We start from the raw sequence: 16,648 nt of genomic DNA, 5'->3' as shown, positions 1-16,648 counted from the left end.
CGCAAAGACTAAAAAATCGGTTTTCTTCGCGTGCTTGGCGTCTTTGCGGTGAGCTTTTCATTTCACAGGAACGGCTGTGCCGCTCAGCGGACGAGGTAATCGACGGCGATGCCGGAAAAGATGCACATGCCGAAATAGTGATTATTCAGAAATGCCTGAAAACTCAGCTTCGGGTCCCGGTCGCGGATCAGATATTGTTCATAAACTCCGAATCCGGTAGCCGCAATCAGGCCCGTGTAAAAAACCAGTCCCAATCCGAAGTGAATCCCCGCCACGGCGAGCAGCCCCAGGGTCATCACCTGCATCAGGCCGATACCCAACCGGTCGAAACGTCCCATCAGGATTGCTGCCGATTTCACGCCGATTTTCAGGTCGTCCTCACGATCGGTGATGGCATACATGGTGTCGTAGGCAAGTGCCCAGAAGATGTTGGCGGCAAAAAGGAGCCACGCTTCAGCCGGTACCGTGCCGGTTTGCGCACCGAAGGCCATGGGAATGGCCCAACCGAAGGCGGCACCCAAATAGGCCTGGGGGAGATGGGTGTAGCGTTTCATGAACGGGTAACTGGCAGCCAGAAAGACCCCCACCACGGACAGCAGTATGGTCAGCCGATTCAACAACAGCACCAGTCCGAAAGCGACCAGGCTCAGCACAGCGAATACCGTCACCGCCTCTCCGGCATCAATCGCACCCCGCGCCAGCGGCCGCTGCCGGGTCCGGCGCACATGACCATCGATTTTTCGGTCGGCAAAATCGTTAATGGCGCAGCCTGCCGAACGCATCAGTATGGTACCCGCTACGAACACCACAAAAACGAGCCAATCCGGCTCTCCATTCGAAGCAAGCCACAGCGCCCACAGCATCGGCCACAACACCAGATAAATCCCGATGGGCCGGTCCAGCCGGGTCAGGTAAACGTACTCTTTCAAGCGCGCCCCAATCGCGTGCAATGCGTGCTCCCACTCTTTTCCGTCAGGATGCAAAGTGTACCGGTTTTTGCGTATGCCCCCAAACCGGCCCTGTGTTACTTTTAAGATACGCCGTTGGCTTTTAAGTTGGACTCCAATTCGACGTTGGGCGTCGGCCGAAAACCGAAAAGGCGACAACCATTCACCAACAACCAATCGCCATGGCCAACCAACGCTCTTCACCAGCCGCAGCGGAAGCCCCCCAACTTACGTGGCATGCAATGGCCACCGGAGAGGTGATTGGCCGGCTGGAAAGCCAATACGAGGGTCTCGAATCCGATGAGGTCCATGCCAGACTGGAGCAGTATGGTGCCAACCGTCTGCCCCCGCCCCAGCGTCTTGGCGCATTCAAGCGCTTCCTATTGCATTTCCACAACATTCTGATTTACGTCCTTTTGGCCGCCGCCGGGATCACCGCCGGCCTCGGCCACTTTGCCGATACAGCGGTAATTATCGGGGTGGTAGTCATCAACGCACTGATCGGTTTCGTGCAGGAGGGGAAAGCCGAAAAAGCACTGGATGCCATACGCGGTCTGCTTTCCCAGCAGGCGACGGTGCTGCGTGCGGGTCGGCGGCAAGTCATTGCTGCCGAAGAACTGGTCCCGGGTGATGTCGTTTTCCTGCAATCGGGGGACAAGGTGCCCGCCGACCTCCGCCTTTTCCGAACCCGTAACCTACGCATCGAAGAGGCGGCGCTCACCGGCGAATCCCTGCCGGTGGAAAAGGGCACCGATCCCGTGGCCAGGGAGGCCCCGATCGGCGACCGCACAGGAATAGCCTTCTCCTCCACGCTGGTCACCTTCGGCCAAGGCAGCGGCCTGGTGGTGGCGACCGGCAGCAATACAGAGATTGGGCGCATCAACGCCATGCTATCCAGCGTTCGGGCCCTCACCACTCCGCTGCTGCGACAAATCGACCAATTTGGCCGCACGCTCACTCTCTGGATTGCCGGGCTTGCGCTTTTGACGTTTGGCTTTGGCTATCTGGCGCGCGATTACAGCGCCGAAGAGATGTTCCTTGCAGCCGTGAGTCTGGCAGTGGCAGCGATTCCCGAAGGTCTGCCCGCGATCATCACCATCACTCTGGCGATCGGCGTACAGCGGATGGCTTCGTGCCACGCGATTATCCGGCGCCTTCCCGCCGTGGAAACCCTGGGCTCGGTTTCCGTCATCTGCAGCGACAAGACCGGGACCCTGACCCGAAACGAAATGACGGCCCAAAGCGTCGCCACCGCCGAGGCAAATTACGACATCACAGGCATTGGCTATGACCCACACGGCGGTTTTCTGCAGGATGGCGCAAAGCTGGATTCGCCCGAAAAGCCGTTGATTCTGCAAACCTGCAGTGACAAAGGCGGAAACGAATGCCAGCCGCTGCTACTGGAAGTGTGTCGCGCCGCGCTGCTGTGCAACGACGGCGATATCCGGCAGCACGACGGCCACTGGACGATAGAGGGTGATCCCACCGAAGGTGCTCTACTGGCACTCGCCCTCAAGGCGGGTTACGACCGGACTCTGATAAGGGAAGAGTATCCACGCACCGACGTCATCCCCTTCGAGTCGGAACACCGCTTCATGGCCACCCTCCACCACGACCATGCGGGCCACGGTTTTGTGATCGTCAAGGGCGCTCCGGAGCGCCTTATGGAGATGTGTGCCTATGAGCGGTTTGCCGGTGACGACAGACCGCTCGATCCGAAACGCTGGCACGCCCGAATCGAAGAGCTTGCGTCCCGGGGACAGCGGCTGTTGGCCATCGCCTTTCGGACCGCACCCTCCGAGCAATACAGCCTCGAGTTCCATGACGTAGAGGGCGGGCTTACCTTGCTTGGCATCGTCGGGCTGATCGATCCGCCCCGACAGGAAGCCATCGATGCGGTTGCCGCCTGCCAGTCCGCCGGCATCCGCGTCAAGATGATTACCGGCGACCACGCCCTCACGGCCGGGGCCATCGGCACCGAAATGGGGATTGGCGACGGTGAGCGGGTGATGACCGGACGGGATCTGGACGAATTGGATGAAGCCACTCTGCGCTCTGCCGTACTGGAAACCGATGTATTCGCGCGGGCAAGCCCTGAAAACAAATTACGTCTGGTGGAGGCGTTTCAGGCCGAGGGGATCGTTGTTGCGATGACCGGCGATGGCGTGAATGACGCCCCGGCTCTGAAGCGCGCCGATGTGGGAGTGGCGATGGGAATCAACGGCACCGAAGTCGCCAAGGAGGCAGCGGAGATGGTGCTTACTGATGATAACTTCGCCTCCATCGGCCGAGCGGTCGAAGAGGGCCGTACGGTCTACGACAACATAAAAAAATCGGTAATGTTCATACTGCCGACCAACGGCGGCCAGGCTCTGATGATCCTTGGCGCGATCCTGCTGGGTGCGGTCCTCCCCATCACACCGCTGCAGATCCTGTGGGTCAACATGATTACCGCAGTCACCCTGGCACTCTCACTCTCCTTCGAACCACCGGAAAGTGACGTGATGCGGCGCCCGCCACGAGATTCCGGAGAACGGCTACTGACACCGTTTCTGCTATGGCGCATTGCCTTCGTTTCGCTGATCCTGGTCTCCGGCACCTTCGGACTGTTTCTCTGGGAGACGGAGATCAACGGCACCGCTGTTATCGAGGCGCGCACCATTGCCGTCAATACCCTCGTTATGTTCGAGGTATTTTATCTTTTCAGTACCCGTTATATGTTCAATTCGGTACTGAATGTCCGGGGGCTCTTCGGCAGCCGCTATGTACTGATCGCGGTGGCACTGGTCATCGGTTTTCAACTGCTCTTTACCTACGCGCCGTTCATGCAGACGCTGTTTCATACGGCACCTGTCGGCACCGACGCATGGACTCGGATTGTCGCAATCACGTTCACGGTCCTGCTGCTGGTCGAGTGGGAAAAACTCATCATCCGCCGCTGGCGGTTGTCAGCCACGCGGCGGACGTAGTGCCAGCCAGACGATACCAACCACGATCGCCAGAATGATCAATTCAATAAAAACCACGTAAAACCTCTCCAATGCAGGGCTGGAGTATAACCCGTCTCTGCAAAACATCTCGAAGAGTTGCCAGTGAACGCCGATGGGGGGAAACAGCTGTTTCGCAGGAGGCGGAAACCACCACCGGATATCAAAAACCCTCCTAAACAATTTTTGTATTTGCCGCTCATCGACTACATTTAGCCCGTAGCCGAGTCCATCGAGGTGCAGGTAAAAATCCTGATGGGCACGCACACAAAATCCATCCTGATATTGCTATTATCGAATAGGTCAACAAGGAGGTCGTGCCAATGGCAAATCCGTGGCTACATCGTAAAACATCCTCTAATCCGATGCTCTCGGAGGAGGCTTTGCGAAAACAACTTGCCTACTGCAAGGCGCGCCTGACCGATATTGACAATGCCCCGCACCACTCGCGGCATCGCCAGGACCGCGACCGTGTCATCAAACGAATTTCCAGGTTCGAAGCGATACTGGAACGTATCCGCCAGTCTCGATCGCACACGCGTGTCTATCGTTCCTGAGCCTTCCCTGGACTCTGGTGCCAGGGCAACCGCATACTTTGAAGCGAGCGGTGTAAGTCCTTGATGGCAGTGCCGGCACTCTCGGGTAATGGCAATGGTTCACGCACTTTCGCGAAATATCGTAACGCGAAGCCAAAGGCGGTCCCGGGAATCGGTGACCGGGTTGCTGCGGCCGATGAGTTCACGACCATCGACACTCCGCATCTGAAAATCGGTGAAGCTATCGCTCGGTGGTTCGGCAGAAAGAGCGGCACCCCGCTCTTTCAATAGCCGTTGCAAATCATTGCCCACGCTCTCTTCCTCCACCAGTCCTAGTGCATCCGCCGCCGCTGAGGAAATACCCAGTATTCGCCACGCCGGATCCGTAAGGACCACCATTCCCTCCAGAAAGTCCAGGCTCCCCCGACTTTCCGCTTTCACCAGCGACAGGCTCGATCGCAGACGGGCCAGCAGTTCTTTTTTATCGAAGGGTTTGGTGATGAAGTCGGTGGCACCGGATTCGATGCCCTTGATGCGTTCCTCGGGCATGGACAGCGCAGTGACCATAATCACGGGCAGCGTGGCAAATTCCGGGTCAGAGCGTACTGCCCGGCAAACTTCATATCCGCTCATGCCGGGCATGCGCACGTCGAGGATCATCGCCGCCGGGATTTCAGCGCGGAGCTTGTCCATCGCCTCGCGGCCGCTGAACGCCTCGACCACTCGATAACCGGCATCCTTGAGGATCAGCCGTAGCAGCTTGACATTTTGTGGCGCATCATCCACGACCAGTATTTTTTCACCAACAGCCTCACTCATCGCTCTCCCCGTCCCCAGGATTCTGCTTATGGATAAGTAAAGACCACAAAGCACCCAAGGTGCCGGCTTTGACTGGCCGACCAGCGCCGTCATATACCGGTACTTCGGAGGGCACCAACCTGGAGAACTACACTGGTTAATTAGACCCTTCACCAACCTGTAGGAAGTGTTTCTTTGACAGGCAGGGCCGACACCTTGCGTTACCGGCACACCCTGCTCACTTTTGTGGGCGTGCTTACGGCGTTTCTGCTCATGGGGGACGCTTTGCTGGTCGCGCAGCAACGGAAGGAGTTCCTCAATGCCGCTCGCATCTATGCCGTTCACGAGCTGAGGCTGTTGGGGACGTGGACCGCTACCGCCGATGATGTCTCGACCATACGCCCCGCGCTGCACGATTGGGCACGTCAAAATCCAGCGATTGTGAGCTTCAGTATTCGCGATGAAGAAACCGAGCTACTGGCCTACAGCCGCAAACGACCGGCCCGTTACACCTTTGAGGTGGAACACACAATGACCGTCTCCGCCGGCCAAACCCTGCAAATGACCATGAATCGGGACTTCACCCGTATCGAGGAGATTATCGATAAGGTCCGCCTTCAACTTATCGCCGGGTCGACGATCTTTATTGCGGTGCTGGGCACCTTTCTCTGGAGCACGGTCCGCCGAATGGCTCTGCTCCCCATGCGGCAGTATGAGGATGAGCTTCACATGCACCGCTATCGGCTCGAGCGACTGGTCCAGGAGAGGACCGCTGAGCTCACCGCCACCAATCGCAACCTGCAGAACGAGGTAGAAGAGAGGAGGCAGGCGGAAAACCGGTTGCGTCTATCGACTGAACGGCTGAAGGTGCTTCGAGAGGTGGACCAGGCGATTCTTGCCGCCCAATCGCTGCCCGAAATCGCCGAAGGTGCCCTTTCCCACATCGGCGATTTATTGCCATGCAATCGCATCATTATTACCCTCTTCGACCTGAAAAAAGCGGAAGCCGAAATCCTGGCCCTACGCACGGATGAACTTACGCGGCTGCGCATCGGAGATCGTCTGCCCATTGATGTAAAAAGGATCCCCGACTCCATCCGGAATGGTGAGCCGTTCGTAGTGGCGGAGTTGAAGAGCCTGGAACAGCTTTCGGTCATGGAGCAAGTCCTTGCGGATGAGGGGGCCCGGGCTTATGCCATCGTCCCTATCACCTATCGCGAAGAACTGCTTGGCGCACTGCACCTTGCGGCTCCTGATGCGGGAGTCTGCAACGGCGAATCGCTGGATGTTGCCGTCGAAGCCGCCAATGTACTGGCACTGGCCATAGAGCAGGTTCGGCTCAATGAGCAGGTCCAGCGGCACGCGGAGGAGATGGAGTATCGCGTTCAGGAACGTACCAGGGAACTGCGGGAAGCCCAAAACGAGATCGAGGCCTTCACCTATTCCGTCTCCCATGACCTGCGAGGTCACCTCTGGACCGTGCAGGGATTCGCCGACCTTCTCGTTGAGAAATATGGTGATCGCCTCAATGAGGAGGGTACCGACTACCTCCATAGCATCCGCGATGCAGCGCGTATCATGACCGTGCTGATCCAGGACCTACTGACTTACAGCCATATCAATCGCATCGAAATGCAGCTGATACCGGTCAGCCTCGACCGTGCGGTAACCGATACGTTATCGGCGTTGAAACGGCGGCTCCGGAACAAAGGGGCAAAAGTTACCGTGGACACTCCTTTGGGTGAGGCCAGGGGACACTATCCGACTCTGGTTCAGGTACTCTCCAATCTCCTGGATAACGCCATTACCTACGTCGAGAAAGGCATTTCTCCGCGGGTACGAATCTTCAGCGAACGGCGGGGCGACCGGGTTCGGCTCTGGATAGAGGACAATGGTGTGGGAATCCCTGCCGAGCAGCGTGAGCGGATCTTCCAAGTCTTCAAGCGGCTACACCCGGAAGAGGCCTATCCCGGCACCGGCCTCGGGCTGGCTATCGTGCAGCGCGGCGTATTCCGCATGGGCGGTACGGTTGGCGTCGAAGAGCGCGAAGGGGGTGGCAGCCGATTCTGGATCGAACTACCGGCATAAGGCCCCGCTTCCGCAGAGACCGGTGCAATTTTCACTCTTTCTTGCTGACCAGGTTCTCGCGCATCATATTCATGAACAGCTCGCCTTGCTCCCGGGCATCATCCAGGGCCACGTGAGTATGGGCCTGCGGCGAAAACCAGCGTTTGGGGAGATAATTCTTTCCGGCATGGCGAAAATCTTTTTTGCGCATCCCCATCGCATAGGAGCGCATATCAATGCCGTGTTCGGAAAAGGTGCGTTTACCGGTAAAGTGAATCAGGTACCAGTAGATCCACATGAAATCCCACGTTGCCGGCCAAGCGACGAAGATCGGCGTACCCGGCAATCCCTCCACCCAGTCAGCAAACTCTTCCATCACCTCTTTCGGCGGGCGCGGCTCCCGCCGCGCCTCGGCCCATGCCTCGGGGAAGCCTTTCCACCACTCTTCGGTCGGCGGATACGGTACAGCACCCGGCAGTGTCTTCAGGTTGGCGCTGTACTCGCCCGCATCCTTACCCGCCTCGTCGTAGGCCACCGCACCAATGCTGAGCATGGAATGCGGACCCGGGATCGGTCCATCCGCCTCGATATCCACACTGACGTAAATCTCGGGTCTCTTAGCCATGCCTTCACTGCTTCCGTAAAAGGCCGCACAGTTAAACAGCCGATTGAAACCGAATCAAGCCGGCTACCGGTAAGTACAGGATATAGGGCACTTCGATTAATCCAACCCGGTTCTGGTCGCGGCAGGGTAAACGCATACTCACATTTTTGATGTCGGCGAGCGATATAAGTCCTTGATAGCAGGTACGCTGTGAATACATCCGTGTACGCTCGACGGCAGCATCCCTGCTGCCGACGACCTGCTATCAAGGACTTACACCGCTCGCTTCAAAGTATGCGGTTGCCCTGCTGGTCGCGGCTGTTTTGTCGCCGGCAAGGTGCAGCGAGTGATATGTGGTTATTTCACATGAGCGAGCTGCAACCCAGTCCAGCGGTCAAAACGGCCCCAAGCCCGAGGAGTCGGGGCCAAAGTCGCCGATCCCGGCGTTACGCCGCTTGACAAGGGAGCCATCCTTGCCTGCGCAGCACGCTTCAGGCACCCTCGCCTCCCCGACAGTGGACTACCCTTTGCTTTTAATTGCAGGATTTCCACCCTTTGCCGGGAAATTGGATCATGGCGTATAAAAGCCAGATTGTCGCCGGAGTGCTGCTGGTCGTTCTGACGATACCAGCCGTCGTGGCACAGACCGTCGAAAGTCAATCGGGTCCGATTCGGGTCGAAACGCTTGCCGAGGGCCTTGAACATCCCTGGGGTCTCGCCTTTCTGCCGGACCAGCGCATGCTGGTCACAGAACGGCCTGGACGGCTACGCATCGTGTCGCCCGCAGGAGACATCTCGGAGCCGGTTACCGGTATCCCGGAGGTGTTCGCACGGGGACAGGGGGGACTACTGGACGTTGCGCTGGATCCGGAATTCACATCCAATAAACTGGTCTACCTCAGTTTCGCTGAACCCGGGGAAGGGGGCGCTTCCACAGCCGTAGCACGCGGGCAGCTCGAGGATGTTGCGTTGAAAAACGTTGAGGTCGTCTTTCGCCAGCAACCGAAGGTCGAGGGCGGCAATCACTTCGGTTCGCGCCTCGCCTTTTCGACCGACGACAAGCTGTTCATCACCATGGGCGAGCGGTTTAAATTTGATCCGGCCCAGGATCTCTCCAACCACCTCGGAACCATTGCCCGCATCCACCCCGATGGTTCGGTGCCGGAAGACAATCCCTTCGTGGATCGGCAAGGAGCAGAGCCCGAGATTTGGTCCTACGGCCATCGCAACATCCAGGCCGCGGCCATCCATCCCGAAACCGGTCAACTCTGGGAGATCGAGCATGGACCGAAGGGCGGCGATGAGCTCAATATTGCCGAGGCCGGTCGCAACTACGGCTGGCCCCTGGTCAGTTGGGGCCGTCACTACGATGACCGCGATATCCCCAACCCGCCGACGCAGCCGAAACTGGCGCAGTCCATCTATCAATGGACGCCGGTGATCGCTCCCTCGGGCATGACATTCTACACCGGCGATCAGTTTCCCGAATGGCGGGGCAATATCCTCGTCGGCGGCCTGGTGGCCCAGGCTATCGTTCGTCTCAGTCAGGACGGTGAGGAGATCACCGAGGAGGAACGCATCAAACTGGGCGCCCGCATCCGGGATGTAGTTCAGGGAGCGGAGGGGGCCGTGTATGCCCTGACCAATCAGACCAACGGGAAAATCCTGCGACTCACACCGGAGGACTATCGTGACCGATAGGCATCAGCACCAAGGATCAACTCTGCGTCTCTGCGGTGAAGGCTTTTAATCGGTTCGGCACTCAGGCAGCACCCGGCGCCAACTTATCTCCGAGTCGGCCCGGCACACTCATAGCGGTTCGCTGAGTTCGACGTTCTGCGCGGCATCACCCTGCAACTCGACACGGTCGCCCATCGCGGGGTTCATGTAGATGGTACCCGCATCGTCGACCAGCATGACATAGCGGATACCCATCTGTTTTGCAATGCGGTGCCACTCCTTCGGCCCGGCGACGATCAGGGCAGTGGCAGCGGCGTCGGCTTCTGCCCCGTTATCGTGAATCACTGTTACCGAGGTGACATCCTCAACCGGCATGCCGGTACGCGGGTCGAGAATGTGCTGATAATTCACCCCTTGATACTCCCGATAGCGTTCATAGTTCCCTGAGGTGAAGACACTCTCGTCACCACCGATCTCGATGGCCGCCATCACGCCACCCCCTTGCGGGTGACGAACCCCGACCCGCCATGGCTTTTCGCCTTTGCTGCCGATGGCACGCAAATCACCGCCGGCGTTCACGATGGCGTTTTCGATGCCCCTATCGCGCAGGTGCCGAATGGCAAGGTCGACGGCGTAGCCCTTGGCGAAGGCACCGAAATCGAGCTGCACGGCGGGATTGTCGGAAGTGAGCACATGGCCGCTCAGGTGAACATCCTCCATGGACGGCGCCTGCTCCACCCATTCGGCGATTGCCTCATCAGCCGGCGGCGGACCACTTGGTGGCTTATCACTCTGAAAACCCCAAAGGGAGAGCAGGCCGCCGATCGCCGGGTTGAACAGACCCTCGCTACGCGACTCGAGCACTTTGGACTGTTCGATAATGGGCACCAGAGAGGGGATCACCTCCGTCGATTCACCACGGGCAATGGCCCGGTTAATGTCCACCAGCGGCCCCGGTTTCCAGGCATGCCAATCGTGGTGCATGCGCTGAAAGGCTTCATTGAGCTCGGTGATCGCAGCCTCGCCCTCTTCAGGCTGTACCTCCCAAAGGGTGACATTCACCAGGGTGCCGAAGACGTAGAGCTCATACTCCAGGGTCTCGGTTTCGGTACGCGAGCACGCGGTCAGGAGCACGGCTACCAGCAGGAAAAAGGCAGCCATTCTCAGGGGCGGCCGATTCAAATTCTGCACAGGGATTCTCTCGGAGTGAACAGTGGTGGCAAGTTAACGTCAAGACGGAGGAAAGTCGAGAGCGGACAGCCGCGATGGCCCTTTTTCACGGCTCACGCCGAGGCTCGGCGAACCACGCGGCGATCCGGGATAGTAAAGGAGAAAGTGGCACCTTCTCCTTGCCTTCCAGTGGCCCAAATTCTTCCACCGTGCCGCAGTACCACCCGCGATACCGTGGCCAGTCCAATGCCGGTACCCTCGTATTGCTGTGCGCCCTCCAGGCGCCGGAAAGGCTTGAAGAGTTCGTCCGCCTCGGACATATCGAACCCGCTGCCATTATCCCGCACAAAGAAGAATGTCTGCCCATTCTCTACTGAACGACCCACTTCGATCCGTGCAGGTTCCCGTTTCGCGGTGAATTTCCATGCATTATGGAGAAGATTCTGCATGAGCAGACGCAGGAGCGCCGGATCGCCGGTGACCCGAAGCCCCGGTTCGATATGAAGCTCGACCCTGCGCTTCGGATCCGCCGAAAGCAGCTCGTCCAGCAACTCCTCGGCCAGAGCACTCAGATCCACCGACTCCCGCCTGATCTCCCGGCGCGCTACTCGGGAGAGAGTGAGCATGCCATCGATCATCTGCGACATGCGTTCACTGGCGCAGCGGATACGCTCCAGATAACCTCGACCGTCCTCATCCAGCCGCTCCCGATAATCCTCCATGAGCATCTGACTGAATCCATTGAGGGCGCGAAGCGGCGCGCGCAAATCATGGGAAATGGAATAGCTGAACGACTCCAGCTCCTGATTGACTGCGCTCAACTCCGCGGTCCGCTCTGTGACGAGCCGCTCAAGGTTGTCGCGGTACTGACGAAGCTCCTCCTCCATCTCCTTGCGTTCGGCGATATTCTGGATCACGAATACGGTACCGGCTTGACCGTCTTCCCCCTTCAGCGAAGCCGCCGAAGCCACCACTGGCACCCACTCACCGTCCCCGGCCTTTAAAGAACACTCCCGATAGGCATAAGTGGAAGTCGCCTCGAAAACGGACCGGCACTCTGCCGATCCGTTGAGCAACTCATCGATGGATCGTCCAATGAGCCCATCTTCCTCGAAACCGAAGCTGTCTCGTATGGCCCGGTTGGTGAGCCGGATGCGCCGTTGCGCATCGGTGACCAGCAGGGTTTCATGGAGGCTGTGGATAATGGCGCCAAGATAGTCTTTCGATACGGTCGTCGCCCTGAGACTCGCCTGCATGGCGGCAAGGGCCCTGGCGAGGTCACCGACTTCGTCCCCGCGATCCACATCGATCGTGGCCGGCTGCGCCTGCCCGATGCGTTTCGCCGTAGCGGCCAGTCTGAGAATGGGATCCGTCAGGCGCCTGCCCAGTTGCACCGCCACCAGTACACCGCCGACCAGCAGTGCCGAAGTAATAAGGGCGATGGCAATCAATTCTTCCCGCAAGGTCTCCAGACGTAACGCAGTAAGCTGGTCCCTCATCTCCGACAGGCGAGCGGTCATCATTTTCTTGGAAAAGCCGATCCAGAGCCCGCCGAGGAGCTCCCTCCCCCCGGCATTCTGCCCCACAGCGGTTGTTACCACGGGTACGGCTACATCGATGGTTCCGTTGCGGTGGCGAACGATCGGCTCGCGATCCTCAAGGACCCCGAGGGCGAACGACTCGGGCAGAGGCTCGCCAAACGATGGCGCATTCTGTCGTAACCCATCCAGGACGGCCCGTCCCCGCTCATCGAACAGAACCAGGTACTCGACGCTGTAATGTTGACGGGCGTCCTGCAGCACCTCGTGCATGCGTTCAATGCTCTGGCGTGAATAGGGGCTGGCCACGTTTCCGGCGACCAGGTGCGCAAACTCCAGGCCGTGGTTACGTAACTGGGACTCCCCCAATTCGCTGAGTGTCTGCATTCCAGCCCGGGACAGATTCTCCAAGGCCTGCCGGAAGTGCCACATCAACCCGCTGGAGAGGACCAGTACGACGACGATAATGAGGCACGAAGTGGAAACGGCATACCGGGTACGCAGGCCTGGTCTCACCGTGTCTCCCCCCGCACTGACAACGGCTTTCCACTAGCCAAACACACTCCCCCTTCCTTGCGTCACATTTATTGGTTTGTTATCCCGTTCTTGCCAACATGGCGCGGCAAAACTCAAGCGTACCCTTAAGTCTAGACCGCACTGCGGCTTCTGCTAACCGGCGCCATCAGTCTGCACTTCCGAACGCTCCTCCCGCATCAACTGGACCAACTCCTCTGGCAAGAGTCCAATCACACGCCATCCCGCATCCGGCTCGGGCTCCCTGGTCTCGGTGAACACCCGTAACCGACCGGCCGGATCAATCGCAAACAGGGCTATGGCCCGTCCCCGGTAGAACTTTCGATACTCCGTCATCGAAAAATTTTCCGTCAAGGGCGTGGTGTGAATTTCACCACCCTGAGCCAACAGACTACTCAGCATCGGGAGCGTCACCTTTTCACGGAACAGCGTCGGGCAGGCGTAACGGGAGGCAGGCTCGCGCTTGTCCTTATCCTCGCCCTCCTCCGGCATGCGCAGGGCATACACGCGATTGGCTCCGAACTCACTCTTGAAGCGCAGACACGTCAATGCATTGAAGTCCGGACGGTGGCTCATGACCATCAGACGCCCGACCCCCACCAGATCAAGATGCCGGTCGGCATGTGCCGATATCGGATTACCGAAATAAGTCGGCAGACCTTCCATGCGAGCCTTGCCAATATCCTCCCAGTTGGCATCGGCCAGGATGACCGGAAACCCGTTCTCTTGCAGGGAGCTGCCCATGGCGCGGGCGACCCGGTGCGCCCCCACGATGAGGACCCCTTTGGGCTCCGGTTCTGAAACACCCAACAGATTGGCCACGGGACGGGCGGTAAGCCCCTGCAGCACTACGGTACCGATGATCACCATAAAAGCGAGCGGGGCCAGGAGTTCGGCACCGGGATAGCCGTCACTCTCCAGACGGAGCGCGAACGCAGCAGAAACGGCTGCCGCAACGATCCCTCTGGGAGCCACCCAGGCCAATACGGCCCTCTCCCGCCAGTTCAGCTTCGATCGCCAAGTGGACACCGCCACGGCCACCGGACGGGCAACGAAGAGCACAGCGGCAAGAAGCGCAAGGGCGGGATAGACAAAGTCCAGCAGCGGAGTCAGATCGAGACGGGCAGCCAAAAGGATGAAGAGCACCGATATCAGTACGACACTGAGACTCTCCTTGAAGTCGAGAATCTCCTCGGCAGGCACATCCCGCATGTTGGCGATGAAGGCTCCCATTACCGTTACCGCCAGCAGCCCGGTCTCTGCCTGCAACGAATTGGCCCCGGTAAAGACGGCCAGAACGAAAGCCAGCGTACCGACGTTGATCAAATAACCGGGAAACAGGTGGCGCCGCAGGACAAATCCCAGCAGTGCGGCACCCAGAAGCCCGGCCCCCAGACCAGCCCCTGCGCTGAGGGCGAAGGTGGTCAGGGGATCGGCGCTACGCCCCGAAATGATGTACTTGAAGACCAGAATCGCAAGGATTGCCCCGAACGGATCGATGATGATTCCTTCCCAGCGCAGCACCCGGGAAATATTGGCGTTGGGACGCATGGTTCTCAACAGCGGAATGATTACCGTCGGCCCGGTAACGGTCACAACAGCGCCGAAGAGAAGCGAAAGTGGCCAGTCGAAACCCATAAATGTGTAGGCAGCTGCCGACATGATGAGCCAATTGAACAACGCACCGACGCTGACCAGATTACGCACCACCGAGCCGAGGCCACCGGTAACCTCGTGAAGCTTGAGACGGAGCGCGCCCTCGAAAAGGATGATTGCCACCGAAAGAGAGGCCAGGGGGAACAGCAGGTCGCCGAGCAGGGCATCGGGGTCGACAATTCCGGTGACCGGCCCGAGTAGAATCCCTGCCAAAAGGAGAAGGAGAATGGCGGGCAGTTTCAGGTGCCACGCCGCCCATTGGCAAAGCACCCCCGTCACAACGACCCCGACCAGGATTACAGCGGATTCTTCAGCCATGCCGTGCCATCTCCCGATCGCTCGTAACTAACAAAAGGTACGCCGTGGAACGATGTCCCCCTACATCAACGCGACACTCTTGATTCGCGCATATACTCGCCTGCCTTCGCTCAGTCCAAGCACATCGGCAGAACGGCGGGTAATTCGTGCGATAATCGGCGGCGCCTGTTCATCATCAGGCTGCAGCAGGCGAACCAGCACCTGACCGGGAGCGGCATCTCCAACGGAACCCACCCGCGCGCTCCAGACATTGAGAATACTGCTGGCCCGATCCGGCACCAGGCCGATACTGATATCCCTGGCTGGCAGACGCACCCGCACCCGGCGCCCCATGGCAGCATTTATCTGTTTAACCCAAAGCCGGCCCCATGGGCTATCGAGACCGGTCAGGTGATACGGATAATCATGCTCCGCCACCACGGTATCAATAACGACACCGGCCTCCTCCGCCTCCGATGCTTCCAAATCGAATCGGGACAACACCTCGGCCAGCGGCCCCTGCGCGCTGATGCGGCCCTGCTCCATCCAGACCATGTAATCGGCGAGCCGGGCGACCTCCGTCAGGGAATGGCTGACGTAGACCACGGGAAGCGACAATTCACCATGGAGCCGCTCCAGATAGGGCAGGATCTCCTGCTTGCTACGCTCATCCAGAGCCGAGAGAGGCTCGTCCATCAGCAACAGCCTGGGGCTGGTCAGCAGTGCGCGGGCGATGGCGACCCGCTGGCGTTCACCACCGGATAGACTGACGGGATCTCGCGGCAGCAGCGGTTCAATACCAAGCAGTTCGACCGCCTGATCAAAGGCCACCCGCCGTTCCCTTCGGGCGATGCGCCTCCAGCCGAATTCCAGATTGCGTCGGACCGACAGATGGGGAAAAAGACTCGATTCCTGAAAGACATAACCGAGAGCCCGGCGATGTACGGGAAGGAAAACCTTACGGTCCTGCCACACCTCACCATTGACCTCCAGGCGCCCTTCCGCCCTTTCCAAGCCTGCGATACAGCGCAGCAGCGTCGTTTTACCCGATCCGGAGTGGCCAAACAGGGCCGTGATTCCGACACCCGGCCCCTCGAAGGCTGCCTCAAGGTTGAAGCCACCCAGGCGGGTTGCGAAACTCGCTTTCAGTCCACTCACGAGCGCCGTCTCCCAAGCCGCTGGTTGGCAAGATACAGCAGGTAGAGGACCACGAAAGCAAAACCGACCATGCCGGCCGACAGAGCGTGCGCCTTGCCGTATTCGAGCATCTCCACGTGGTCGTAAATGGCAACCGACAGGACTCTGGTCTCACCCGGTATATTGCCGCCAATCATCAACACCACCCCGAACTCCCCGACCGTATGGGCAAACCCCAGCACCGCCGCGGTCAGAAAACCGGGGCGGGCCAACGGCACGGCCACCGTCATGAAACGATCCCACGGCGAGGCTCGCAGGGTGGCAGCGACTTCCAGCGGTCGCTCACCCAGCGCTTCGAAGGCATTTTGCAGCGGCTGTACCACAAACGGCAGTGAATAGAACACCGAGGCCACTACCAGCCCCGCAAAGGTAAACGGCAGCGTTCCCAGGCCCAGGGCCCGGGTCAACTCCCCCACCGGTCCATCAGGCCCCAGCAATAACAATAAATAGAAGCCCAATACCGTCGGCGGCAGCACCAGCGGCAGTGCTACCACGGCCCCAATCGGCTGTTTCAACCAGGAGCCGGTCCGCGCCAACCACCAGGCAATAGGCGTTCCCACGACTAATAGAATCAGCGTCGTCGCCGAAGCCAACTGCAACGTCAGCCAAACAGGGGTCCAGTCGAAATCCACCTTTT

13 protein-coding genes are annotated in these 16,648 nt (G+C 59.1%); 4 read left to right on the top strand and 9 right to left on the bottom strand.

Translation table 11 applies throughout. The features are described 5' to 3' along the window. Positions 1 to 83: 83 nt before the first annotated feature. Complete coding sequence (gene ubiA, locus Q7L05_RS00455; protein ID WP_303900847.1) at positions 84 to 950, bottom strand: 4-hydroxybenzoate octaprenyltransferase; 867 nt, start codon at positions 948 to 950, stop codon at positions 84 to 86. Positions 951 to 1,189: 239 nt separating this feature from the next. Here ubiA and Q7L05_RS00450 point away from each other — a divergent pair, with 239 nt between their 5' ends. After that, on the top strand, positions 1,190 to 3,916 hold the full coding sequence (locus tag Q7L05_RS00450; protein ID WP_303900846.1) for a cation-transporting P-type ATPase: 2,727 nt from the start codon (positions 1,190 to 1,192) through the stop codon (positions 3,914 to 3,916). Here the strand turns inward: Q7L05_RS00450 and Q7L05_RS00445 are convergent. After that, positions 3,896 to 4,201, bottom strand: coding sequence for a hypothetical protein (locus Q7L05_RS00445; RefSeq protein WP_303900845.1), 306 nt, complete (start codon positions 4,199 to 4,201; stop codon positions 3,896 to 3,898). The two genes, Q7L05_RS00450 and Q7L05_RS00445, sit on opposite strands and share 21 nt — an antisense overlap. A 56-nt stretch (positions 4,202 to 4,257) precedes the next feature. On the opposite strand from Q7L05_RS00445, the gene Q7L05_RS00440 reads away from it, so the two are divergent. Further along, positions 4,258 to 4,491, top strand: coding sequence for a hypothetical protein (locus tag Q7L05_RS00440; protein ID WP_303900844.1), 234 nt, complete (start codon positions 4,258 to 4,260; stop codon positions 4,489 to 4,491). Positions 4,492 to 4,590: 99 nt separating this feature from the next. Here Q7L05_RS00440 and Q7L05_RS00435 read toward each other — a convergent pair whose 3' ends face one another. Next, positions 4,591 to 5,289 (bottom strand): response regulator, encoded by a 699-nt coding sequence (locus Q7L05_RS00435; protein WP_303900843.1) that lies wholly within the window; start codon positions 5,287 to 5,289, stop codon positions 4,591 to 4,593. 174 nt (positions 5,290 to 5,463) lie between these two features. On the opposite strand from Q7L05_RS00435, the gene Q7L05_RS00430 reads away from it, so the two are divergent. Continuing rightward, positions 5,464 to 7,356 (top strand): sensor histidine kinase, encoded by a 1,893-nt coding sequence (locus tag Q7L05_RS00430; protein WP_303900842.1) that lies wholly within the window; start codon positions 5,464 to 5,466, stop codon positions 7,354 to 7,356. 31 nt (positions 7,357 to 7,387) lie between these two features. Here the strand turns inward: Q7L05_RS00430 and Q7L05_RS00425 are convergent, their stop codons facing one another. After that, entirely contained in the window at positions 7,388 to 7,960 is a 573-nt protein-coding gene (locus Q7L05_RS00425) for an exonuclease (RefSeq protein ID WP_303900841.1), read from the bottom strand. A gap of 552 nt (positions 7,961 to 8,512) precedes the next feature. On the opposite strand from Q7L05_RS00425, the gene Q7L05_RS00420 reads away from it, so the two are divergent. Beyond that, on the top strand, positions 8,513 to 9,640 hold the full coding sequence (locus Q7L05_RS00420; protein WP_303900840.1) for a PQQ-dependent sugar dehydrogenase: 1,128 nt from the start codon (positions 8,513 to 8,515) through the stop codon (positions 9,638 to 9,640). A gap of 108 nt (positions 9,641 to 9,748) precedes the next feature. Here the strand turns inward: Q7L05_RS00420 and Q7L05_RS00415 are convergent, their stop codons facing one another. The 5 genes from Q7L05_RS00415 to modB all read right to left on the bottom strand — a co-directional run bounded on the left by Q7L05_RS00415 (position 9,749) and on the right by modB (position 16,643). After that, a complete protein-coding gene (locus Q7L05_RS00415; RefSeq protein WP_303900839.1) occupies positions 9,749 to 10,810 on the bottom strand; it encodes an FAD:protein FMN transferase in 1,062 nt (353 codons plus the stop codon). 92 nt (positions 10,811 to 10,902) lie between these two features. Continuing rightward, the gene (locus Q7L05_RS00410; RefSeq protein WP_303900838.1) at positions 10,903 to 12,843 is read right to left on the bottom strand and encodes a sensor histidine kinase; all 1,941 of its coding nucleotides are present in this window, start codon (positions 12,841 to 12,843) and stop codon (positions 10,903 to 10,905) included. 153 nt (positions 12,844 to 12,996) lie between these two features. Then, positions 12,997 to 14,835 carry a cation:proton antiporter gene (locus Q7L05_RS00405; RefSeq protein WP_303900837.1) on the bottom strand — a complete coding sequence of 613 codons (1,839 nt, stop codon included), beginning with the start codon at positions 14,833 to 14,835 and terminating at the stop codon, positions 12,997 to 12,999. Positions 14,836 to 14,895: 60 nt separating this feature from the next. After that, positions 14,896 to 15,972, bottom strand: coding sequence for a molybdenum ABC transporter ATP-binding protein (gene modC / locus Q7L05_RS00400; RefSeq protein ID WP_303900836.1), 1,077 nt, complete (start codon positions 15,970 to 15,972; stop codon positions 14,896 to 14,898). Then, complete coding sequence (gene modB, locus Q7L05_RS00395; protein WP_303900835.1) at positions 15,969 to 16,643, bottom strand: molybdate ABC transporter permease subunit; 675 nt, start codon at positions 16,641 to 16,643, stop codon at positions 15,969 to 15,971. Before modB ends, modC begins: the two co-directional genes overlap by 4 nt. Positions 16,644 to 16,648: the final 5 nt, after the last annotated feature.

This window comes from Thiohalomonas denitrificans, assembly GCF_016841685.1.
Lineage (GTDB): Bacteria > Pseudomonadota > Gammaproteobacteria > Thiohalomonadales > Thiohalomonadaceae > Thiohalomonas > Thiohalomonas denitrificans_A.
The sequence above is the reverse complement of the archived record's forward strand: the minus strand, read 5'-3'. Positions and strand labels throughout refer to the sequence as shown.

Coding starts and splice junctions, on each gene's coding strand:
- Q7L05_RS00405 (WP_303900837.1), bottom strand. CDS start 14,835: ATGGCTGAAGAATCCGCTGTAATCCTGGTCGGGGTCGTTGTGACGGGG.
- Q7L05_RS00440 (WP_303900844.1), top strand. CDS start 4,258: ATGGCAAATCCGTGGCTACATCGTAAAACATCCTCTAATCCGATGCTC.
- Q7L05_RS00425 (WP_303900841.1), bottom strand. CDS start 7,960: ATGGCTAAGAGACCCGAGATTTACGTCAGTGTGGATATCGAGGCGGAT.
- Q7L05_RS00420 (WP_303900840.1), top strand. CDS start 8,513: ATGGCGTATAAAAGCCAGATTGTCGCCGGAGTGCTGCTGGTCGTTCTG.
- Q7L05_RS00435 (WP_303900843.1), bottom strand. CDS start 5,289: ATGAGTGAGGCTGTTGGTGAAAAAATACTGGTCGTGGATGATGCGCCA.
- Q7L05_RS00450 (WP_303900846.1), top strand. CDS start 1,190: ATGGCCACCGGAGAGGTGATTGGCCGGCTGGAAAGCCAATACGAGGGT.